The sequence below is a fragment of the Labilibaculum sp. genome (genome assembly GCF_963664555.1).
Taxonomy (GTDB): Bacteria; Bacteroidota; Bacteroidia; order Bacteroidales; family Marinifilaceae; genus Labilibaculum.
Genome location: NZ_OY761461.1, coordinates 3,495,589 through 3,518,402, shown reverse-complemented (window position 1 = coordinate 3,518,402; position 22,814 = coordinate 3,495,589). Strand labels below are relative to the sequence as shown.

General features: G+C 36.3%; 15 protein-coding genes. 4 read left to right on the top strand and 11 right to left on the bottom strand.

The window, feature by feature from the left end; all coding sequences use genetic code 11:
- Window positions 1-132: 132 nt before the first annotated feature.
- The 8 genes from ACKU4N_RS14000 to ACKU4N_RS13965 all read right to left on the bottom strand — a co-directional run bounded on the left by ACKU4N_RS14000 (window position 133) and on the right by ACKU4N_RS13965 (window position 13,844).
- Window positions 133-1,125, bottom strand: coding sequence for a PQLLE family protein (locus tag ACKU4N_RS14000; protein WP_321317292.1), 993 nt, complete (start codon window positions 1,123-1,125; stop codon window positions 133-135).
- Window positions 1,126-1,601: 476 nt separating this feature from the next.
- Window positions 1,602-4,745, bottom strand: a complete 3,144-nt coding sequence (locus ACKU4N_RS13995) for a P-loop NTPase (protein ID WP_321317290.1) — start codon at window positions 4,743-4,745, stop codon at window positions 1,602-1,604.
- A 355-nt stretch (window positions 4,746-5,100) separates the two neighbouring features.
- On the bottom strand, window positions 5,101-6,342 hold the full coding sequence (locus tag ACKU4N_RS13990) for a DUF3999 family protein (protein WP_321317288.1): 1,242 nt from the start codon (window positions 6,340-6,342) through the stop codon (window positions 5,101-5,103).
- 61 nt (window positions 6,343-6,403) lie between these two features.
- Window positions 6,404-8,764 (bottom strand): DUF2339 domain-containing protein, encoded by a 2,361-nt coding sequence (locus tag ACKU4N_RS13985; protein WP_321317286.1) that lies wholly within the window; start codon window positions 8,762-8,764, stop codon window positions 6,404-6,406.
- Between the two features lie 246 nt (window positions 8,765-9,010).
- Window positions 9,011-9,751 (bottom strand): shikimate dehydrogenase family protein, encoded by a 741-nt coding sequence (locus tag ACKU4N_RS13980; RefSeq protein WP_321317284.1) that lies wholly within the window; start codon window positions 9,749-9,751, stop codon window positions 9,011-9,013.
- 1 nt (window position 9,752) lies between these two features.
- The gene (locus ACKU4N_RS13975; RefSeq protein WP_321317282.1) at window positions 9,753-10,691 is read right to left on the bottom strand and encodes a polyprenyl-phosphate transporter; all 939 of its coding nucleotides are present in this window, start codon (window positions 10,689-10,691) and stop codon (window positions 9,753-9,755) included.
- A 42-nt stretch (window positions 10,692-10,733) separates the two neighbouring features.
- Complete coding sequence (locus ACKU4N_RS13970) at window positions 10,734-12,137, bottom strand: tetratricopeptide repeat protein (RefSeq protein ID WP_321317280.1); 1,404 nt, start codon at window positions 12,135-12,137, stop codon at window positions 10,734-10,736.
- A gap of 150 nt (window positions 12,138-12,287) precedes the next feature.
- Window positions 12,288-13,844: a DUF4301 family protein gene (locus ACKU4N_RS13965; protein ID WP_321317278.1), complete on the bottom strand. Its 1,557-nt coding sequence runs from the start codon at window positions 13,842-13,844 to the stop codon at window positions 12,288-12,290.
- A gap of 308 nt (window positions 13,845-14,152) precedes the next feature.
- On the opposite strand from ACKU4N_RS13965, the gene ACKU4N_RS13960 reads away from it, so the two are divergent.
- Window positions 14,153-15,106, top strand: a complete 954-nt coding sequence (locus tag ACKU4N_RS13960; protein ID WP_321317276.1) for a tRNA modification radical SAM protein MnmL/YtqA — start codon at window positions 14,153-14,155, stop codon at window positions 15,104-15,106.
- On the opposite strand, the gene ACKU4N_RS13955 is transcribed toward ACKU4N_RS13960, so the two are convergent.
- Together ACKU4N_RS13955 and ACKU4N_RS13950 are read right to left on the bottom strand one after the other, a co-directional pair.
- The gene (locus tag ACKU4N_RS13955; protein WP_321317274.1) at window positions 15,107-15,835 is read right to left on the bottom strand and encodes a tetratricopeptide repeat protein; all 729 of its coding nucleotides are present in this window, start codon (window positions 15,833-15,835) and stop codon (window positions 15,107-15,109) included.
- A gap of 101 nt (window positions 15,836-15,936) precedes the next feature.
- Entirely contained in the window at window positions 15,937-17,772 is a 1,836-nt protein-coding gene (locus ACKU4N_RS13950; protein ID WP_321317272.1) for a YgiQ family radical SAM protein, read from the bottom strand.
- 200 nt (window positions 17,773-17,972) lie between these two features.
- On the opposite strand from ACKU4N_RS13950, the gene ACKU4N_RS13945 reads away from it, so the two are divergent.
- The 3 genes from ACKU4N_RS13945 (at window position 17,973) to ACKU4N_RS13935 (ending at window position 21,591) form a co-directional block, all read left to right on the top strand.
- Entirely contained in the window at window positions 17,973-18,812 is an 840-nt protein-coding gene (locus tag ACKU4N_RS13945) for a histidinol-phosphatase (protein ID WP_321317270.1), read from the top strand.
- A 269-nt stretch (window positions 18,813-19,081) separates the two neighbouring features.
- Entirely contained in the window at window positions 19,082-20,887 is a 1,806-nt protein-coding gene (locus tag ACKU4N_RS13940; RefSeq protein WP_321317268.1) for a bifunctional lysophospholipid acyltransferase family protein/GNAT family N-acetyltransferase, read from the top strand.
- A 53-nt stretch (window positions 20,888-20,940) separates the two neighbouring features.
- Complete coding sequence (locus tag ACKU4N_RS13935) at window positions 20,941-21,591, top strand: LysE family translocator (RefSeq protein ID WP_321317267.1); 651 nt, start codon at window positions 20,941-20,943, stop codon at window positions 21,589-21,591.
- A 125-nt stretch (window positions 21,592-21,716) separates the two neighbouring features.
- On the opposite strand, the gene ACKU4N_RS13930 is transcribed toward ACKU4N_RS13935, so the two are convergent.
- A complete protein-coding gene (locus tag ACKU4N_RS13930; protein ID WP_321317264.1) occupies window positions 21,717-22,745 on the bottom strand; it encodes a Smr/MutS family protein in 1,029 nt (342 codons plus the stop codon).
- Window positions 22,746-22,814 lie beyond the last annotated feature (69 nt).

Sequence of the window (22,814 nt, the reverse complement as noted above, 5' to 3'; positions counted from 1 at the left end):
TTCCCGATTACTGCAATTCAGATTGTTTTTTTCTAATGCGGCAGCAGAGATATTACAATTGCAGAACAAAACCCATACTCAGATGAATATGGGTTTTGAATCCAGTTTAGTTGTATGTAGTTAAAAAGGGTATTAGTTACGTACCAAAAGGCCAAGTGATTCCAATAACTGAGGTTTGTCTTCCATGGCGATTTTTGCCACGGCATAAAAATCACTCATCCATTTGTCTACTTCGGCAAAGGCTGTATCTTTTGCTTTTGTTGCTTCCTGCGATTCACCAGCTTCTTTTAAATACTGCGAACGTGCAGATTCTAATTCTTGTATGTTTGCAAGTCGGGATTCTGCGTCTTCGGCACTAAATTTTAATTTTGAAAGTTTAGTGATTAATTCTGGTTCTGCAGCAAGCCCATTGTAGAATGTTTTCATGCATTCGACCCATTTGATATAGGCTTTGGGTGCAGCACCTGATAGGGCTAATTTATGCAAAACAAGAGGATCGTTTCTGAAAATTACTTTTGCTTTTTTACGATCCAGCGAATAATCTTCAGCAACAGTTTCGGTGATTGCATCGAGATTGATTTTACTCTCAAGTGTTTCGTTGTCTTCCTGTTTGTTGAGGTCGTAAGCTTTTCGCATATTTTCATACAATAGTTTGCCTTCGGCTATGGCAGCCGTATCGTAACCGAATCCGGTCATTGCAGCAGCAATTTCCTGTTGTTGTTCTACATTTGTCAGCGCCACTCTGTATTGTTCGAGGGTGTCGGTTTCGGATCCTTTTCTTCTTGATGTCATTTTGGATTTTGTTTTATTTGTTGATATTAGTTGTGGGGGTTCTTCTGATTGATTTAGCACATCTTCAACCTTCTCATGCATTTCTTCTGCTTTCCCAAGCTCTTCTTCCCGTTGCTCAAGCATTGCTTCGCGTTGCTCCTGCACATCTTCCGGTTGATTGTGTTCTTCTTCGGGTTGCTTTTGTATTTCTTCGAGTTGCTGAAGGTCTGCTACAGCTGTATTTGATGAAAAATCGAGCGGATTTGTATTGATGTTTCTTGGTGGAGGTGCTACCTCCGGTTTATCGAAATTGTCGATATGTATTGGGTTGAAACTGTTTGTGTTTTCGGTCATTTTATTGTTTTTCTTTCCTTAGGCTCATTGAATTCGTATTGCAGCTCAATAAGTTTGTGTTGAGTTGTAAGTCGGTATTGAAAGTAAACAATAAAAATGGATAATAAAAATAAAATGTTTAGTATGTGTACTGGGCTGTTTGAAATGAGACTGTGTGTATGTGTGGGAAGTATTGTTAAATGGGGGGTTTGAGGGGATAGTGGGGCATAAAAAAAAGACCACTTGGGGTGGTCTTTGGTGTGAGGCATTTATTTCTTCTGTTTGACGAAGCTCGGTATGCGAGTCCCGATTGGTTCATGCTGAGCCTGCGAAGTGTCTGGAGTGAGAGGTTTTCCCCGCCAGTAATCGCTGGCGGGGCAGTTTCCTTGATTAGGTTTTCGTGCTTTACCCACTCAGTCTGTCCATATGTTTGTGGGACATGTACTTTAGCAAATTTGGATGAAGGGTTGATTTGTGTGTTTACTTAATGTGTATGGCTATTCAGGCTTTAGATTAACTGCTATAGGACCTCTATAGTTAAATCCCAAATTAAACTCAACTCTTGCCCCACGCCTTAAATTGTCAAACAAATTATCTGCAAAATCGACTTGTTCATCATCTGGTAATGCTGATGCATGCATAAAGAAGTAAATTGTATCACCTAATCCATCTCGCTTTATAAATCCATAGTTTGAGTGTAAATTATAAATCTCACCTTTAAAGATTTTTAAATTATCGTTGTCTTTGATAAAACCTCTAAGTTTAGTTTTTATTTTAGGGTCTAAATTGGCTGATTTCAATAAATCAAAAGATTTTTGGGAATCAGGTATCTCATCTGATAAATATAAAGCCCGAGCATACCAAAATTGAGCATGATATCTATTATCCTTTGGCGAAAAGCTTCTACGAAGATGATGCTTGATATTTGGTAATTCATTTTCTTCGTCTTTTTTGATTAATAGAAGTGCGAGTTTAAAATTCAAATCTCTATCGCCAGCATTTGTATTTAAAGTTGCCTTAACTGTTGAGATTGCTTTATCTAGACTGTCATTTGATTCATAGACAGAAGCTAAACGTTTAGATAGATATGGGCTATTTTTATTGACCTCAAATGCTTTTTCTAATAAAGAAAGTGCCTTTGGTTCATTATTTATCAATGTATTAAAATGAGATTCTGCTTCTATAATATGTGGTTCATCAGGAAATTGTTGAATCGCTAGTGATATTAAACTCTCTGTTTCTTTAATTAACTTTTCAAGAGCAAATGTTTCAGAATTCTCTATATAATCACTTATTAAAAGTAGTTTTGATTTTATTGCAGTATGAAAAGGATGGGCAGAAAAGTTTCGTTTTTTTATTAGACTTTGACACAGTTTATCTACTTCATTGAGCAATTTTTTACGTTCTAGACTTGTTTTTGCATTACTTGCTTTAGTAAAAAGAAGCTCTGATAATGAATGTCTAATTAAAGGATCTTTGTTATCAGTTAGTTCATCTGCTTTATATAGAAGTTTTTCAGCCTTATCAATACTACCTCCATTACTTTCCATTTCAAAAATAGCTTCTTGTTGATATAATTTGGCATCCTCATAACTTTGTTCTTTAGCCATTTCATATATCCTTCTAATTTTATCAGGCGACTTGAAAAATCTAAGCAGTTTTTTTGCATTTGTTAAAAACAAAAATACTTTCCTATCAGAATCATAATCGATATCAAGGTTATTTAATAGCTTGATATACTCATCATAACGCAGTTGCTCATTTGATAAAACATTATTGACAACAAATTCAGCTATTAGTTGGTGTCGTGCTTCGTAAACAAAATCATTAATATAATAATCTCGTCTACTAAATACTAAATACTCAAGTGGGGCAAAGAATTTCGTTTTAAAATCGTCGAAATTTACGCTGTGAACACGCGATAATAACCCCGCTCTTGTGTACGAGCCTAAACTATGTAGTAAACAGATTGTTAAATAAATACTTTTAGCTTGTTCATCTGGGATGGACTGATATTCATCGTAAACAATTTCCTGAAAAGATTTTCCTTGTGTTGCTTCATATAGTGCAACTAAGAGTTCACGACCTGCCTGTTCACCAAACTCCTTTCGCTGGTGTTCTCTAGATTTTCCTTTTAGATGATTTAGACAATTATTCATATCGAGTAAATCAAGTAAATCATCAATTTCTTTTTCACTTAAATATTGTAAACGATAAGAATGCTCTACGTGATTTTTAATTCTACCACATTCGACATTCCATATGTTTGTTCTTTCAGCTGTCAGAATGGTTAACGGAACATTATCTTTTTTGGCTCGCTCAATTAAGTTGTTGAGTTCAACTTCATTATAATTTGCATTATCTACTATCAAATAAATGCGTTCCTTTAATAAAGAGTATAGTTCAAGAACAGCGTCGGCATCTAAAAGAATATCTTTCTTTAGAATATAGCAGTTTTTATTTAGAGTATTAACCACTTCCCATGCTAGCCTATTTAGAAAAACTGTTTTACCAGAACCTGCGTGTCCAAGAATACTATATACATGGATGCTAAAATCTTCTTTACCAACATCAACAAATACTTCAGAAAGTATTCCACTTTCTATTTGGCGCCTCACATCAAACTCTTCTGCAATTGGGGCAAAACTATTGACATTACCTTTATAAAACTCATTAGCTAAAATTGGCTCAAATTGGAGATGAGATTTTTTAGGGTATATTATATCGTTAGATATGAAATTTATTAGAATCTCACTTGGTTTACGTGAAGAGTTAAATAATTTTTGCAGTACAGGATGACCACTATTAGCATGAATATTTAATGAGTTTCCATCGGGTATAGAGTTTGTATCAATTTTTTTCTCTAGTTCATCCATAAATTCTGAAAAGCGACAACTTAATGTTGTGATTTTTTTTGTTCCCCAATATCTTTCCAATGCAGGTTTAACATCTGGAGTAACAATATACGATCTCATTCGAGCTGTTAAATCATTGCCCAAATTAAGGAGTACTTCCCGAATATCACTATCTTCTAAACTATGTCCTACAAATAAAAAGGTGTATTGCCTAGCTAAGTCATTAATTCTCTCAAAAAGTCGAGTCCTATTTTTTTTATGAGTTACATACTGGTCTGTGGTTAATATTAACGGCAACCCTGGATCATTAATTATAGTAATACAACCATGCAATTTTATAAAAGGTAGGTCATTGACCGTTTTAAGTTTGTCATTAATTCGTTCATCACGTACAAATTTGACTTGTGTTTGTTTAGGATTATCACATTGACTATATGCCTTTTCTATAACAAGGTCATAGTTTGTGGTAACAATCGTCTGCCATCTATATAGTGGTATTTTTTTATGAAAATCATTAGGTTCAAAACCATCAAAAAAGTCAGCTATAAACTTTTGGACCAGATAAAGACTAGTTTCCGACATGGCGATTTCAGAAACCATTTGTAAAGAAGAATCTGATAAGCCTTCTTCTAAGAATTTATTTGCTATTAATTCTGCTAATTGAGGACCAGATGGCGCATCTTTTCCATCTTTATGGATTGCTCCTTTTAAGGCACCAGCCCCTAGAAAAAGTACTACATTTCCTTCCTTTATTTGTTCTATAAGTGGTTTTGGTATTTCTATCATTGTATATTATTTTTCTTCGTGCGTTGGCTTTGCCTGAAACACAATAATATCAGCAAAGTGCTAAGCTCTTTAAATTACTTATCGGTTGTTTGTTGCAGGCTTCTGTTTTTGAGATGGAAACTCTCTGTTTTTCACTGAAAATGCAAGTCTTGTTTTGCAGGAGAGTTTATTTCCTACTCAGGTAAAGCAAAAGCGTTTCCGAAGTTATGAAAAGCAAACAGATTAGCAAAAAATACCGGAAGTAAAGTTTGCTTTCAGAAAAAAATGAGTAAACCGTTGTGTTTTGAATGAACAGCTAGGGAAGGAGCTTATTTTTTTGCAGAAAAGCACAAAAAGATTTGCGGGCAAGTGAAATTTAAACTTCTCTTTCGTCCGTTTTTTTCATCATTTTTAGAGTGAAGCCTCCAAGAATTAGTATGATGAGAGCCATAACCGCCCACAACCATTTTTCATCGGCAAAAAGGGGTTCCGCTTTAGGCGATTCGGATTTTGTAATTATTTCTTCATCACCAAGGGCAAGTGTTGTGATTGATTGGGGGATGTTGTCTGAAAATCGGGAGATGTCATAATGTGGTTTTCGTGCATCGCTGTTTCCATAGATCAGGAAATATTTGGCGGGTTTCGAAAACCGAACCACTAACTCATAAATAGAGCCTTCTATTTCAATATTGCTAATGCTAAGCGCCTCATTGTCCGAATTTTTGATGATGATTTTTACATGCTGAGCCAGGGTGTTATTGAATTTAAACTTATTTTTTTCGATGGAGTTGAGCGTGCCCGAAGCAAGGGTTTGATAGTTGTATTTCCATCCCTGTTCGGTTTGGGTACTATCCGTTACATACTGAATGTGAACCGGCCTGTAATAATCAAACGATTCACGAATGTTGATTTTAAGATCATTTATCAAAACGGGTGATTCCAGATCAATGTCTACCTCAGTCTGTTGAAGCTTTTTGTTTTCAAAGGTGTTTATTTTCTTTATTTTGTAATTACGCGACTTTCCTTTTACAATCTCTGTAAGAGATAATGCTGCACTTTTCAGCTTCGGTTTTTCTGCGCTTTTAATTCCTATTCTGTAAAAAGAATAATTGGCATTCGGGAAATTAAGTTTCGAAAACTGATAATTGGTGTGTGCATTGTTAATGGATAGTATTCTGTAATCCTCGACAAGAGTATACCAATTTTGTTGATCCTGACTTCCTTCAAGACTTGTTTTCCAGTCGAAATTCTCTTGTTCAAAATTCAACTGAATCTGATTTATTGAATTTGAGGTGGGAACTTTAAAGGTGAAGTAATAGCCGTTTTTATCCCTCGATTGATTCAATAATTTAAAGTCAACATTTACATTTTTTATTTGATCTTCGGTGGAATGTATAATGTAGGGTGCTTCAAGCGTGTCATTTTGCTCAGAAACACCTGTGATTCTGATATCGTTCAGGTTCGGGGAAAGCTTCGCTAGAATTTCATTCGGTAGTTCCAGTTTGTGCCATTGATCATTTGTACCAATAATTTCTCTTTTGAAGTTGAAATTATTCTGCTGGCCAAAGGAATTGGTAAATGCAAAAAGCAATAGTATGAAACAGGCCTTATTTTTCATGAGAGTAAGTTTAATAGAATATTTAAGCGAAACCAACTAAAAATAAATTGTGTTTTTTGTTTTAGATTTCTTCCTCAGTCATATTGCTCTTGTATTTGTTGTACAGGAACGAAATAATCAAAAGAAGTATTCCCAATAAAACAAATGCTATGGTTTTTGCGATTGTACTCAAATGCGAGATGTCGTAAAAGAAGAGTTTTGCCAATGTAAGTGCAAATAATCCAATTGCACCAATCCGCACATGTTTTTTATTCTTCCAGATGCCGTAAGCAATCAGGAGTAGGGAATACGACCCCCAAAGTATGCTTAATCCAAGCTTGTAGGATTGAGTCGATCCGCTTATGTCCATCCAATTCAGCAACTCGCTGCTAAATATCCATAGAATGGAGGTACTAAGCAGGTATTCGAATGCTATTCTGTACCTTTTTGTATTCAATTCTTCTTTTACATGAAGAAATATACCTGCCAGTGCAATCGCGGCAAAGGCTAATGAGATGTATCTGATAATGATATTGAAGGTTCCCCGTTGATAATATTCCGATAAACTTTGAGTCAGATAACTTTCTCTTAATTCACTTAGCGAGTACAATCCTTGGGTTAAAAATACGGTGAGTGTAAGTATTGTTAATCCGATACTTACAAACGCCAGTTTTTTATTTTTTAATTTCCGGATATTTACAAATGAAAGAATTGAGAAGAACAGTAATGAGTAATTGATGATCCAAATCGTTTTAAATTCTTTTAAATCGTAGTTTTTATAGTAATGAGAATATTCTTCTCCTACAGCCTGTATGTTTAGTGCTGATTCTTCTATTAGCTGATTCCAGTAATTGCCAATTTCCAATCGGATGGCATAGTAAGTTGTAAATATCAGGATAAGGGGAATAGCATAGGATAATAGTTTTGTGATTTTTATCCAGGAAGCTAATAAGGTTGGGTACTTGATGTTGTTGTTCAGTTTGTTGATTAGTGCAAAAAAAGCAATAAACAGTAATGAGCTTAAAAAATTAACATTCAAAAAAAGTGCGGTTTTGGTTTCCGGATCATCCACAAGGTAGGTGTTGTACATTGTAGTCCAGTCCTGCAAAATACTGAAGAAGGCCAGTACCATTAAGGGGTAAGACATTGCTTCGTATATGGATATTTTTTTGGTTCGGCCAATCCAAAAGAGCAGAGCGGCTTCACTGGACCAAAGCAGAGTAACCCAGTTGCCATCCAGCTGAATAGGGAAGGCAATCGTGATAAACAGTAAAACCAGACCTGATATCAGGTAGAAAATATTCTTGTCTGCAAGTTTTTGCCGGTAAATGATTGTACTGACAATACTATGAATAACAGCATTGATAAGGGTGAACAATCCCAATAGATGTTGCCCTGTCTGGTGAAGAGACAAAATAGAATACCCCAGGCCAAAAAAGATAAGGGAGTTGGATACGATAAGCAGAGAATTGCCTTTGTTGAATTTTTCTTTCCGAACCAATTTGTAAGCAAGGAACTGCAGGTAAAAGATTGCAAAAAATACGATCAGAAAGCTGCTTCCCAGTACAAAGTGTTCGCTGGTTTCGTATTTTCCCATGAACCATGAGAAAAAGATTAGCCAGGTAAGGCAAAAGGAGGAGTATTGTAATGCTTTCCAGTATTTCCTGAATGCAATGAAAAGAATGCCAATGTTAATAATGGTCATGTAAGTAAAAAGTACTGCCACTTTTCCTGAGCCGTCACTTAGCAGAAAAGGAACCGCATATGCACCTACCAAACCGATATGTGCAATTACCTGTTTGTTGTAATTGATCGCAGCAATAACTGTGAATGCGGTGAAAATCAACATTAAAATAAAAGCAAATGCCTGCGGAAACAGATCGTACAGACTGTAGGCCATATAGGTGATGAAATATAGAATTGCAATGGCACCACTCACCAGAACGGCGCTGTAATTTTCATATTTCGCTTTTAGTTTTATACCAAAACCCAACAGACCAATTCCCGTTAAATAAGCCAGAATTATTCTGGTTAAAGGACTGATAAGATCATTGTCGATGGAATACTTGGCACCTATCGCCACACCAATAATGGTAATGGCAATCCCAATTTTATTGATCAGATTTTCACCAATAAATTTCTCAAGATCGGATTTCGATTTTGGAGGTTGATTGGTTACAGGAGGAGTTACAATTGTTTTTGCAGTTTCAATTTTGGGTTTTTCCTGCTCTGTTGGAGATGCAATGTTTTTCAGATTATCAAGAAGAGACTCATTCAAAATCTGCGTCTCTTCTTTATCTGCAAGAGGTTTGGTTTCGCTGTTCTTCAGACGAATAATTTCATGTCGTAATTCACTAATCTCATTCGACAGAGCCTCTTGTTTTTTATGAAGCTTTTCTTGTATCTCGAAAAGCTGATTTATTTTGTCTTTATTGTCTGACATATGATCTGCTTACTAAGTATTGCAAATATAATTCCTTGTTGAATTGTAAATATCCAAAATTGGAAATCTTTGGTTTGCCTGATTAAGGAATTGTTTACTTTAGCTCGTGAATTTATGAAAAGCATTCTACATAAACAAAATGTATGCTTTAATGCAGCTGTCGCACCAACCCAACATTTGATCAAATAATATTATGACGAATTGTATTGTGAATTTACAATACAAAGGAATGTGAGATTCTTTGAGTTAGCTATTCCAAATCTCCCAGTTTCTCTCGGCCTGTAAGTGAAGCATCTTTAAACCATTATGAGTTTTAGCTCCTTTTTCTGCTCCTTTTTTCATGAAGAGAGTTTCGGCAGGATTATAAACTACATCGTACAGAAAATGATCTTTTGTAAGGTATTCGTATGGGATATCCGGACAGGTATCATCTTTGGGGAAAGTTCCCAACGGAGTACAATTCACAATCAAATGGTAATTGCTAATAACCACAGAGGAAAGCATCTCGTAGCTGATGCATTTGTCGGAAGCAGTTCGGGATACAAATTGGTATTCAATATCCATTTCTTCAAATGCTGTGGCTACAGCTTTTGAAACCCCGCCAGTTCCTAATATCAATGCTTTTGGTTTCGCGCCGTCCAAAAAAATACGCAGCGATTCGGTAAATCCATGAATATCGGTGTTGTATCCGACTAATTTAAATTGTTCATTTTCACGGATAATCTGTATGGAATTTACAGCACCAATTCTTTCTGCCAAAGGATCAATATCATCGAGAAATTGAATTACATCTTGTTTGTAGGGAATGGTAACACAGAATCCTTTTAAGTCGGGATGTTGCTCCAATATAGCAGGGAAATCCTGAATATTGGAAAGTTCGAAATTTAAAAAAGAAGCGTCTATATTTTCTTTGGTAAACTTATCCGTAAAGAATTTTTTTGAAAAAGAGTGTCCCAGAGGGAAACCAAGAATTCCGAATGTATCCATTTTATTCTGTTTTTGATTCCGGAGAAAATTTTTCCATCATCCAAATTAATAGAAATCCGGCAATAGCCAAAAGAATTGCAAATATCAATTGTGAATCCTGTTCAAGAATATTTGCGAATGTATTTGGCAGTATATTTTCCTGCAGCAATGGTTTTTCAACTCCGTGCCGGTCAATAAAGGTGGAGATGGTTTGTTTCCAGGGCCAAACTTTATTTAAAGATCCAATCATGAAACCAGCCAGCAAACCGATAGTCATGTTGTGGTATTTTTTTAACAGCCAGCTTAGCAGATTTGAGAAACTTAAGAGGCCTATTACAGCTCCGGCGCCAACTACAGCAACAACATCCAGTTTAAAAGAACTGATGGCATTTAGGATGTATTCATATTTGCCCAAAAGGAGCAATATGAAGGCGCCTGATATTCCAGGTAAAATCATCGCACAAATTGCCAATGCTCCCGAAAGAAAGAGAAACCAGTAGGAGGTAGGGGTTTCTGCCGGGGTAACAACAGTTACCATATAGGCAATTCCGATACCAATAAGCATTGCTATAATAGTCCGTAATTTCCACTCTGTTATTTTACGGGCAACTACAATTGCAGATGCAACAATCAACCCAAAGAAGAAAGACCAGATTAAAATCGGCTGTTCGGCAAGAAAATACTTGATGAGTTTCGCTAAGGACAAAAAGCTTAAAAAAATTCCGAAGATCAATGACAACAGAAAATTTCCGTTAACTGCCTGCCAGAATTCTTTCAGTTTGAATTGAAAGAGGAGTTTTACAGCACTTGCGTTAATGGATTTAATGCTGTTAATTAATTCCTCGTAAATACCGGTAATAAATGCGATTGTGCCGCCGGAAACTCCCGGTACAACATCTGCTGCTCCCATCCCCATTCCTTTAAAGGCAATAAGAAGGTAGTCTTTTATTTTTCTGGGCATAGTATAATTTTGTTGTGCTTGTTTTATTGGTCTCAAAGGCAATTACTGATTTGCTTTGATTAGTTTGGTGAAGTTTTTATTTTTCTTCAATTCAGGAAATTGAATAAAGATGTCGTTAATGTTTTCAGAATCGATATCGATCGCTTGTCTGATATAATGTTCCGAAGACTTGATGTCACCCGTTATTGCATAGTAAGCCGCTAAATTACTTAGCAATTGAGGACAGTTTGGGGTTTGGGCAAGACTTTCCAACAATACATCAATAGCTGTTTCTTCATTTTCATTTTGATGATAATATTCAGCGAGAGTTATTGGATAAGTGGTATCGAAAGGATCCAGATCAATCGCCTCTCTAAATGCCTGAACTGCCTTTTGAGGCGAGTTGGCTCTGGCGTAAGCTGATCCCAGGGCAAACCAATAGTCTGAATTGGTATCATCTAATTTTTTAGCTTTTTCAAGATAAACCAAACACTCATCAATTTTATCCTGATACATGAGTATTAGTCCCATTCCAAACCAAGGATCGGCTAAATTCTCATCAATTTTGATGGCTGTTTCGTAATTGATTAAGGCTTGCTCGTATTCGTCCATTTTCTCAAAACATTCACCAATATACGAATAGGTTGAAGCGTGATCATCATCAAACTCCAGGTATTCGGTGTAGCATTTTATTGCGTCTTCGAAAAGTCCCTGATTAGCCAGAGCATTGGCTTTGTTAAAATAGGCTTTGCTATGCTGCTCATTTACCGTTAGTGCAAATTCGTAGGCTTCAACAGCTTTTGGGAAATTCCCCATGCGGTTGAAAATGATTCCCAGATTGTACCAGGCGTTGTCTGAGAAAGGGTTTAGCTCTAAAAATTGCTCATAAGCCGCGATGCTTTGATCGTCCTCACCAATTTTCTCATAACAATAACCTAATTCAAAAAGAACTTCTGAATCTTCTTCGTCCAGTTCCAGTGCTTCTTCCAAATAATCTATCGCAAGGTCGAACTGACTCAATTGCTCGAAAGCAAGTGCAATTCTGAAAAGTAAATCTTCACGATTCTCATAACTTATCTGGAGAGCCTTATCGAATTGTATTTTGGCAAGCTCAGGTTTTCCTAAATGGTTGTATATATTCCCTTTAAGTAAATGGATCTCCTTGTTGGAAGATTCGATACCCTGTATGTGCTTTAAAATGGAAAGTGCTTCGAGATACTGTTCCCGGTCAACTAAAATCTGAGCTTTTTTAATTTGGAGAGAAATGGCACCGGGGTGCTGTTTATTAGCAATATTAGAAACTTTTACAGCTTCTAAAAGATTGCCCTTCTCAGTATAGTGATCAATGATGCTTTCAAATTCATGAACATCGAAATAGTAAAGCGTCTCAGCTTTAATCATTTCTTCGAACCGGCCTACCAAAGTAAGCGCATCATCATCAAGATAGTTTTCTGTATTCTCTATCATCTATCAAATTAAAATGATTATTGCACTGCAAAAATAGGATTAATTTTAAAATATTCAAGATGTAAGATATTAACAAAAGTTAATCCGATTTTCTGTTTTTACAGGATTTTGTCCAAAACAAACGGCCTCTTATCAGGAGGCCGTTGTTAATTATAAATTGCGATGTTCAATTCTAAGCAAATCAAATACTGTTTTAACAGGATTAAAAGTAACGATTGGGACTTCTACAAACACAGAATTCCAATCAGACATGGCACCATTCCACAAACCTGGCAATTCCATGGCTTTAAGATCACTGCCATTGTGTGATTTTTGAGAGATGAAACCGGTTTGTTTATCAACAAACAAATTCAAATCAAATTTATTCCCCTTGTAGTCTTTAATTCCACAAACCAAATCTACAGGGTTAAAGTGAGTGGAGCGTTCCAAAATATTAGTTTGGCGGACGTCTTGTTTGTCAATCTGCGACCCTTCAACAATTTGAAGAGAAACAGATCCATCTGAATTTCTTGACCAAAATGGCCCTCCACCAGGTTCACCTTCATTCTTAACCATACCACAGACACGAATAGGACGGTTGAATTTGGAAAACAGGTATTTCTTCAGTTTTTCAGGATCTTCGATTTTAAGACTGGCCGGTGCTTTTGTGCAAAGTTTATCTTCTAAAAAGGCAAGCATTTCATCAAGAGTGTTCTGCGAAATGTCTTTGTCTTCTTCAAGAATTCTTAAGTAGTCAAAAATAAATGATTGGCGTTCCAGAAGAATGCCTGCCAAAACTTTTTTGAATTTATAAGTTATTTCCTTTAAGCGATCAGGAACAACATTGTCAATATTTTTAATGAAAACGATATCAGCATTCAGCTCATTCAAATTTTCAATCAACGCACCATGTCCACCCGGACGAAACAGGATCGTGCCGTCTTCATTTCGGAATGGTTCATTGTTCATATCAACGGCAATGGTGTCGGTTGATGATTTTTGAACAGAATAAGTTACATTTAGTTTGCCGTTATATTTCTCTTCAAAAGTCTTTTTGGTTTTTTCTAAACGATCTTCAAATAGTTCTTTGTGATCTTCTGATACCGTAAGATGAATTTGTGCATCTCCTTTGGAGTTTTTAGCGTAATTTAGAGTCTCAACCAAATGTTCCTCAAAAGCTGTTCTGGAAAAATGTTTGTACCTGTGGAATTTCAACAATCCCTTAGGAAGACTGGCATAATTAAGACCTTTTCGTGTTAGGAGCATGGCCAGAATTTGCTTGAATTGATTTTTATCAATCATCTTCTCCAAATCCATATTGTTTTCCGAAACAATATTTCGAAGATCGCCATAGAAAGCAAAATCTTCAATTCTGTCAAAGAAGTTAAACATGGTTTCCGGTCCTTTGTGACAAAGGAATTTTAGGTATTCATCTTCGGTGTCCTGATAAGTGTTCAAAAAATCGTACAGCGATTTAAACATTCTGGTGGCGGCGCCCGAAGCAGGAACAAATTTTAGCAATGAAAGGTTTTTGACATGTGCTGTAAACACTTCTTGATAAATATCCTGTTCATCATCACCAATTTGCAATATTCCGTCATCAATTGTGGCAGGCTTCTTTAATTTCATTTTAGGAAAACCAGTCCTGAAGTTGTTTAGTTGTTCTTCAATGGTTTTAATATCAATGGCTTTGGCCTTGAATTGAGATTGGTCTTGTTTTGAAAACATGTTTAAAGTTTTAATAAAGTGTCACAGGCAATATAAAGAATACTTTCTATAAATGAAACGCTCATTCTATTAAATAAAAAAAATACTTATGCAATGCTTTGCAGTTTTGAATGTAAAAATACAATTATAGTAGGGATTTAATGTTTCAATAATGCAGTAATTTTTGGAAGAAACCTGCATGACAGCATTTTAATTTTGAATTCTGTCTGATTCTTCAGCTGGCAACTTATCTTGATGAATTCCAATTAATGTGAATCAATTTACTGGAATCAATTTCTTTTGTATTTTTGCGCTAAATTAGAATAGGTATGACAGATAAGCAATTTCAGTGGGGGAATAATAAAAGATATAATGATTTTCCAAGTTCATTTAAAAGACGTTTCTCGGAACGAATTCAAAAAATATCAATAGATGCTGGTTTTACTTGTCCCAACCGTGATGGAAGCAAAGGAATAGGTGGTTGTACCTATTGCAATAACAATAGTTTTAATCCGGCTTATTGTAGTCCTAAAAAAACAATCACAGAGCAAATCCTATTGGGGATTGATTTTTTCAACAGCAAATACAAAGCTCAGTATTATCTGGCTTATTTTCAGGCTTATTCAAATACTTATGGATCACTTGATCATTTAAAGCAAATTTACGGGGAGGCTTTGTCTCATGAGAAAGTAGTTGGTTTGGTTATTGGTACCCGACCCGACTGTGTTTCCGATTCTCTTTTGAGTTATCTGGAAGAATTGGCAAAAGATTATTATATCAGTATTGAGTATGGTGTCGAATCATTGAATGACCGTGCTTTGGAAGCTATAAATCGTGGGCATTCCTATCAGGAAGCGGAAAAAACCATAATGAGAACTTCGGGGCGTGGAATTCATATTGGAGCCCATTTGGTGAACGGCCTTCCGTTCGATACACCGCAAATGATGATTGATCATGCTGTGAAATTATCAAACCTGCCAATTGATACGCTTAAAATGCATCAGCTGCAAATTCTCAATCATACAATAATGGCCAAAGAATATGAGGTGGAACCTGAGAAGTTCTATTTGTTCGAAATGGAGGAGTATTTGGATTTTGTTGTCGATGTGATTGAGAGAATCAATCCAAGGGTAAGTTTGGAACGGTTCATAAATCAGGCGCCAAAAGGATGGTTGATAGCACCGAAGTGGGGCGTTAAGAATTTTGAGTTTGTTGATAAACTAGACAAGAGGTTGGTGGAAAGAAACTCTTGGCAGGGAAAATTATTTAAGGAAATTGAATGATCAACCGGTAATTTCCCTGAGTACGTTAGTCGCTTTTTTAAACCCTAATTTTTCTGATTGTTTGATGTCTGAGATGGCCGCTTCTTTATTGCCGTTTTTCAAATTGGCAATTCCCCGGGCGAAGTAGGCCCGTTCCAATTTGCTGTCAATTTTTATTGCCTTGTCATAGTATTTTATTGCCTTGGTGTATTGTTCCAGGCAATCCAGCGCAACCGCTTTGTTGTAGTACACACCCGAAGAGTTTAGTCCATATTTTATAGCCAAATTATAATCAGTTACTGCTCCGGAGTAATCTTTGATGTAGTACCTGCAGATGCCGCGAAAATGCAATGCTTGAATGTTTCTGGGGTTTATGGTGAGTAAATGATTGTAGTCTTTAATCGCTGCCTCATATTTCTTTTGATTTTCAAAGAGAATTGCTCTGTTGAAATAGGTCTCTTCATCAAATTTTTGTTTCGAGATCACAAAATTCAAATCATTAATTGCTTCTCTGTTTTTGTTCAGGAAAGAGTAACAGATTGCTCTGTTGTAATAGGCCGGGAGGTAGTTTTTATCTTCTTTAACAATTGCAGAAAATTCTTTAACAGCTTCAGTATATTTCTGTTTTTTCATCAATTCAATGGCATTGCCATTGGCTCTGTCTGCCTGGTTTTTATTGCACCCGAAAACAATAAAAACGAGAATAATCAGTGTAACAACAGTAGAAGTTCGTAAGTAAAATTTAGTCATGCAAAGTAGTTAGAGTTGGTTTCTCCAATATACGCAAATAAATAGAAGAGGCATTCAAACCTCTTCATATTTGTTATAAACAGCTGCTTATAGTTGCTTAACTATTTAAAAAGTTTGGTCAGCATGTCTTTTTTGCCCATTTTTATCAATTCAGTTTTTATCGCTTCGCGATACTCTTTTTTGTACCAGAACAGAAATTTTCGTTGTGCCAGCTTTTCCTTTTCACTCTTGGCCGTAAATACCTTTTTTAATGTGTAGGGATGGTAACCAGAGTAGTAGATTACTGTAGCAACAGTCATTGGTGTTGGGGTAAAATCCTGAACTTGTTCCAGTTTAAAATCAAGTTCTTTTGTTTTTACAGCAAGGTCGGCCATATCAGTTGGCTGACTTCCCGGGTGACTTGAAATAAAGTATGGAATTAGTTGCTGGTTCAAACCTTCCTTTTTGTTGATGTCGTCGAACAAAGCCTTCAGTTTGTAAAATAAATTAAAGGATGGTTTTCTCATCATATTCAAAACATCATCGGAAGTATGCTCCGGAGCAACTTTTAATCTTCCCGACACATGATTTTTAATCAATTCGGTAGCATATTCCCGGTTCGATTTATTTATTTTATCATCTTTAGTCTGATGTAGAATAAGGTCATAACGAATACCGCTGCCAACGAACGATTTCTTAACTCCCGGAACCTGATCAACCTTTTTGTAAATGTCAAGCATTGCCTGATGATTGGTGTTCAGGTTTGGACAAACATCCGGGTGGATGCATGAAGGTCTTCTGCAGGTTTTGCAGATCGATTCGAAAATCCCCTTCATTTGGTACATATTGGCAGAAGGGCCTCCTAAATCTGAAAGATAACCTTTAAAATCGGGCATCTTTGTAATGTTTTCAACCTCTTTCAATATCGATTTTTCAGATCGGTTGGCAATAAATTTTCCCTGATGGGCAGATATGGTACAGAATGAACAGCCTCCAAAACATCCTCTGTGCATGTTTACCGAGAATTTAATCATATCAAAAGCAGGAATCTTTTTGTCTTTGTATCGCGGATGCGGCAATCGGGTATAGGGAAGGTCGTAAACTTCATCCATTTCCTTTTCGTTCATCACCGGGTACGGAGGATTCACAACAATGGTCTGATCTTTATAGTCTTGAGTGAGTTTCTTTGCCATCATTGCATTCGATTCCATCTCAATGTACCGAAAGTTACTTGCGAATTTTTTCTTGTCGTTCAGGCAATCTTCATGTGAATAGAGTTTCTGATCCTGCCACGTTTTCTTTGTGGGATAAACTTCATCTTGGGCAACAAGAAAAGACGTTTGTGGAATATTGGTCAAAGAATAAAATGGTACTCCTTTTTTTGTTAGGCGAACAATTTCTTTTAAGGGTTTTTCGCCCATTCCATAAACCAATAAATCGGCATTGCTTTCGCAAAGGATGCTTGGTTTCAGTTCATTATCCCAATAATCGTAATGAGTTACCCTCCTTAATGAAGCTTCAATTCCTCCAATTAGTATGGGGGTGTCAGGGTATAGTTTTTTCAGGATCTGAGAATACACAATTGTCGGGCGGTCAGGTCTTTGGCCGTGTCTGCCATCGGGTGTATAAGCGTCATCATGCCGCAATCTTCTGTTCGCGGTATAATGATTGACCATAGAATCCATATTGCCTGCTGTCACTCCAAAGAATAATTTAGGCTGTCCGAGTTTCTTAAAGTCACGTAAATCATCACGCCAGTTTGGTTGTGGCACAATAGCAACTTTCAGGCCTTCGTTTTCCAGAACCCGTCCTATAACAGCAGCTCCAAACGAAGGGTGATCAATGTAGGCATCACCGCTGAATAGAATTACATCCAATTCTTCCCAACCTCTTTCTTTTACTTCCTTAGCCGATGTTGGAAGCCACTTATCTATGTGCAGTTTGTTGTTCTCAGTCATATGTCTTAAAATTATTGCAAAGATAGTATTATTTATAAAGATTTTAAAGAAGGATTTTTATCTCAGTAAATAATAAATTTCGCAGCAATTAAAAATGCGTTGTTTGTTGTTTGATTAAGGCTGAATAATTGATGTATATTGCGGTATGGCTTTGTGATATTGATACCTTGAAGTATCTTTGCCTGACTAAAATCAGACAGATGAATTATTTTTCATACCACACCCACACGATCTTTTGCGATGGTAAAAACACAGCGGAAGAATTTGTTGAAAGAGCTATAGAGCTTGGTTTGAATGCAATCGGATTTTCTTCTCATGCACCATTGGCGCAAAATGAGCCGTGGAGTATGCCATTGCAAAGCTTAAAGGAATACACGGCTGAAGTGGAGGCCTTGAAGCAAAAGTACCGGTCAAAAATACAGATTTACCTGTCTTTGGAGATTGACTATATTCCCGAAGCGACAAAATCTTTTAAGGAGTTGAAAAAAGAGGCTGGCTTGGATTATACAATCGGTTCGGTTCATCTGGTGAAAGCTAAGTCTGATTCCGGGTTTTGGTTTCTTGATGGACCGGATACAAACTACATTCATGGCATTGAGGTTTTGTTTGACGGGGATGTTCAAAAAGCTGTCACAGCTTATTACAATCAGATCATTGAAATGATTGAAACTCAGAAACCAGATATTGTCGGGCATGTTGATAAGGTGAAAATGAACAATAAAGGCCGGTTTTTTTCTGAAAATGAGAAATGGTATGTTGATTTGTTGGATCAGACAATTAAAGCGATCAGGAATTCCGGAACTATCGTTGAAGTCAATACCAGAGGGATTTACAAGAAAAAGTCTGATTCGTTTTTCCCTGATTCCTATTTTTTGAGAGAATGTAAAAAGTATGCGGTACCTGTTACAATCAGCACCGATGCTCATCAGCTGGATGAATTGGTTTCAGGATTCGATTCAGCTGTGAGTTTACTCAAAGATATTGGGTTTAAGTCAGTTCGTGTTTTTGCTGATGGGTACTGGCAGGATCAGTCTTTGTAATTAACAGTAATTATTTAGTTTTTTTAATTGAATAATGAACCGGAGTATTGATAAATAATACTATTTTTATCCGGTTGAAAAGGTCTGATACTTTGGGCTCGGTTAAGGGGGCTGAACAATGCGGGCTTTTTCGAAAATAGTAATGACTTTGAAACAAAAAAAATATAGATAAATACCAATTCATTCTATCGTCTTAATTTGGATGGTAATTGATTTGGTTTGTCACTCCCGGTATTTATCGGGACAACCTTTTTAGAACGTATTTACATATGAAGTTGGTTGATCCAAAAGATTTATTAAAAGCTAGTGAGAGCCTAAGCTGGTTTGGTGGTGAAAGTTTCGCCAAATTGTTAATGTATATTCTTCGGTTGAATAAATTGAATGATTTGTATTCGGCAAATTGCGGCAAGGATGGCATTGATTTTATTGATGCCTTACTAGACGATTTGGGAATTAAATTTGAATTTGACGGGGAAGAGTTAAAACGCATACCCAAGGAAGGTCCGTTCATCACAATATCAAATCATCCGTTTGGGGGAATTGATGGCTTAATTTTGATTAAGCTGATCTGCATGGTGCGTCCGGAGTTTAAAGCAATGGCTAATTTCCTGTTGAAAAAAATTGAGCCGATTAAAGATTATTTTCTGGGGGTAAATCCTTTTGAGGAAAGAAAAGGCGTAGCTTCCAGTACAGGTGGTATCAAAGAAGGACTACGTCATTTAAGTGACGGTTTCCCCTTGGGGATATTTCCTGCAGGAGAGGTTTCGTCCTATCAGTCCCACACAAATAATATTACCGATAAGCAATGGCAGCCATCCATTCTTAAGTTTATTAAGAAAGCGGATGTGCCTGTTGTGCCAATTTATTTTCAGGGAAGCAATAGTTTGATTTTCCATTTGCTGGGGATGATTCATCCTACACTTCGAACTGTGAAATTGCCATCGGAATTATTAAATAAAAAGAATAAAACGGTTCGGATCCGTATCGGAAATCCGATTTCGGTAAAAGATCAGAAAGGATTCACAGATATTAATCAGTATGGTCGTTTTTTGCGCGCAAAGACATATATGCTGGGGACACCAATTGAAGTGAAAAAGTTTTATCAATTCAAACGCAAGGAAAAAATTGCGAAGGTTGAAGACATTATACCTCCTGTAAATCCAGAGATTATCCAAAGTGAGGTGGAAAGCCTTCCTAAGGAATATTTGCTGTTCAAAAGCAGTAATTTTACCGTTTATTGTGCACCTTCTTCCAAGTTGCCTCATGTTTTGACAGAGCTTGGACGTCTTCGGGAAATTACCTTTCGGGAAGTTGGCGAAGGAACAAACCTGGGCATTGATGTTGATGAGTATGATTTGTATTACCATCAGCTTTTTATTTGGGATGAGGAGTTGAAGAAGATTGTCGGGGCTTATCGGGTAGGTAAGGGAAATGAAATTCTTTCAGAGTATGGATTGAAAGGTTTTTATTTGCAAAGTCTGTTCCGCATGAGCAGGAAATTTCAGCCTGTTTTGCATGAATCATTGGAGTTGGGGCGTTCTTTTATTGTGAAAGAATATCAAAAAAAGCCAATGCCTCTTTTTTTGCTTTGGAAAGGGATTCTGTATTTCTTACTTAAAAATCCTCAGTCACGTTATTTAATAGGTCCTGTGAGTATCAGCAATAAGTATTCTGATTTGTCGAAAGATTTGATCATTAAATTTATTATGCGGAATTATTTCAATTACGATTTAGGACAGTACATTAAATCAAGAAAGAAGTTTAAGGTCAAAATAAAAGATCTGGATGTGGATATTTTATTGGAAATGGCTAAGAATGATATCAATAAATTAGATAAGCTAATTGGCGATTTTGAGATCACGAATGATAAGTTGCCTGTACTTCTTAAGAAGTATATTTCTCTGAATGCCAGGATTGTTGGGTTTAATATCGACCCAAATTTTAATGATTGTCTGGATGGTTTGATCGTTGTTGATTTGTTCGATGTGCCAATAAAAGTGATTGAATCATTGTCGAAGGAGTTTAATGACGAAACGATTATGAAAAGATTTTCATCAGAAGATGTCAATTTTTAGCATATATTTTACGACCTTTGCAGGCAATTTTGTTAACTGAAAAAGATTTGTAATTGGATTTTCAATATTTATTTAAAGGGATAGTTGTGGGGTTAATGGTTTCTATACCATTAGGTCCGATAGGGGTGTTAATTATTCAAAAAACCATTCAGAAAGGTCGTTTGGCTGGTTTTATTTCAGGCTTGGGTGCTGCTGTTGCAGATATGTTTTATGCTACGGTTGCAGCTTTTGGTTTGGGAATGGTGCTTAGTTTTATTAAAACACAGGAATTCTACCTGCAGTTGATTGGCAGTATTTTTCTGGTGTATGTAGGGTTGCGAATCTTTTTTACAAATCCTATAAAGCAGATTAGAGGAGCAAAAAAAACAGGTAAAAAGGGAATGCTGGGTGATTTTGTCTCTATATTTTTTCTTACTGCATCGAATCCGATTGCAGTTTTTGTTTTTGTAGCGGTTTTTGCCGGAGCCTCTATTTTTGGAAGCAATCCGACATTGAGAATTGAATTGTTTCTGATTTTAGGAGTGTTGTTGGGAGGAGCTTTATGGTGGTATACCTTGTCGACCATTATTAATATATTCCGAAAGAAATTCAGATTGAAACAATTGTTTTGGATCAACAAAATTTCAGGAATTATTATTGCCGCATTAGGATTCCTTGCTTTTCTGGCCTGTTTTGAGCCAATCAAATCTTTTCTTCACACCTAAGAATTGATTTTAAATTACAAAGACCATAAGCAGGAATAAAAAAAGACACAATATTTTGCGTCCTTATTTTTTAGTTTCTTCGATTATTCTATTCTTCGGCTTTTGGGCCTTTCACTTTTCAACTTTTATCGAATAGTTACCATGGTTGCTCCCCATCCGTACTCTTTAAACGAAGCATCCTGAGAATAGTGTTTTCTGTATTTTCTTTTAAGTTCGCTATGAACACGTTGCTTTAAAGTGCCATTGCCGATACCATGAATAAATACAATCTTTTTGCCTTTCTCGTATTGGTTTTGGCGCAGCACCTCATGAAATTTACTGAGTTGAAATTCAAGGATGTCAGCATTTGACAGACCCGTTACAGAGTCAATTAATGCATTGATGTGTAAGTCTACTTCGATTAAATTATCATCAGAATTATTGTTCTTCGGAGCCGGTTTTACTTTCTCCGGATTTTCCTTTTCACGAATTGCCTGTTTAAAATCTTTATTGCTTAGTTCTTCTATTTTTTGCTCCAGGTTTTCGCCTGTTAGTTTGTAAAGTATTACCTCCTGATGAAAGTAGGCAGTATCCTTATAGCTTGAAGATTTATGGAATTTTACAGCCTGAATTTTAAGCGGACGATCCAAAGGTTTTTTCAGGGTGAATTTTCCCTGCTGATAGAATATGATTTGAAAATGGCAGCAGGTCAATTCGTTCAAGTCTTTTATTTCGTATTCCGATAAAAGGATTTTTGATTTAGGATCAAGAGTTCCTGCAGTTATTCCTTCCATTCCATTTCCTTTTTCATCATAGAAACTGTACAAAAGAATTTGATTGGTATCGTTAATTAAAAACAGCTCCAACGGACTTTCCGATTGGGTGGCTGATTCCTTGGGGGCAAAGGCTGCGTAAACTTCCTCCTTTTCAACAAATAGAGATTGTTTTGCTGATGGCAATGAGGAGCTTGAGCTGGAAGAATTACTTTGTTTGGATTGAGGGGAAGTTCCTGTATTTACCGATTCGATTACAACCAAATTGGTTTTAAGGCTTGGGATCTCAAATTCATCCTCGTCATTTAAAACCATAACGGTTTTGGCATCAATAATTCGGGTGACAATACCACCACCTGTTTCATTTAAAAACCGGACTTTATCTCCTGTATTTATTTGCATCGGATTATCTTGTTTGGGTTGACTGTTTTAGTATTCGTTTTTACTTCAGGAATCTAAAATAGGCAACAG

Coding starts and splice junctions, on each gene's coding strand:
- ACKU4N_RS13955 (WP_321317274.1), bottom strand. CDS start 15,835: ATGACTAAATTTTACTTACGAACTTCTACTGTTGTTACACTGATTATT.
- ACKU4N_RS14000 (WP_321317292.1), bottom strand. CDS start 1,125: ATGACCGAAAACACAAACAGTTTCAACCCAATACATATCGACAATTTC.
- ACKU4N_RS13930 (WP_321317264.1), bottom strand. CDS start 22,745: ATGCAAATAAATACAGGAGATAAAGTCCGGTTTTTAAATGAAACAGGT.
- ACKU4N_RS13995 (WP_321317290.1), bottom strand. CDS start 4,745: ATGATAGAAATACCAAAACCACTTATAGAACAAATAAAGGAAGGAAAT.
- ACKU4N_RS13990 (WP_321317288.1), bottom strand. CDS start 6,342: ATGAAAAATAAGGCCTGTTTCATACTATTGCTTTTTGCATTTACCAAT.
- ACKU4N_RS13945 (WP_321317270.1), top strand. CDS start 17,973: ATGAATTATTTTTCATACCACACCCACACGATCTTTTGCGATGGTAAA.
- ACKU4N_RS13975 (WP_321317282.1), bottom strand. CDS start 10,691: ATGCCCAGAAAAATAAAAGACTACCTTCTTATTGCCTTTAAAGGAATG.
- ACKU4N_RS13965 (WP_321317278.1), bottom strand. CDS start 13,844: ATGTTTTCAAAACAAGACCAATCTCAATTCAAGGCCAAAGCCATTGAT.
- ACKU4N_RS13980 (WP_321317284.1), bottom strand. CDS start 9,751: ATGGATACATTCGGAATTCTTGGTTTCCCTCTGGGACACTCTTTTTCA.
- ACKU4N_RS13970 (WP_321317280.1), bottom strand. CDS start 12,137: ATGATAGAGAATACAGAAAACTATCTTGATGATGATGCGCTTACTTTG.
- ACKU4N_RS13940 (WP_321317268.1), top strand. CDS start 19,082: ATGAAGTTGGTTGATCCAAAAGATTTATTAAAAGCTAGTGAGAGCCTA.
- ACKU4N_RS13950 (WP_321317272.1), bottom strand. CDS start 17,772: ATGACTGAGAACAACAAACTGCACATAGATAAGTGGCTTCCAACATCG.
- ACKU4N_RS13985 (WP_321317286.1), bottom strand. CDS start 8,764: ATGTCAGACAATAAAGACAAAATAAATCAGCTTTTCGAGATACAAGAA.
- ACKU4N_RS13960 (WP_321317276.1), top strand. CDS start 14,153: ATGACAGATAAGCAATTTCAGTGGGGGAATAATAAAAGATATAATGAT.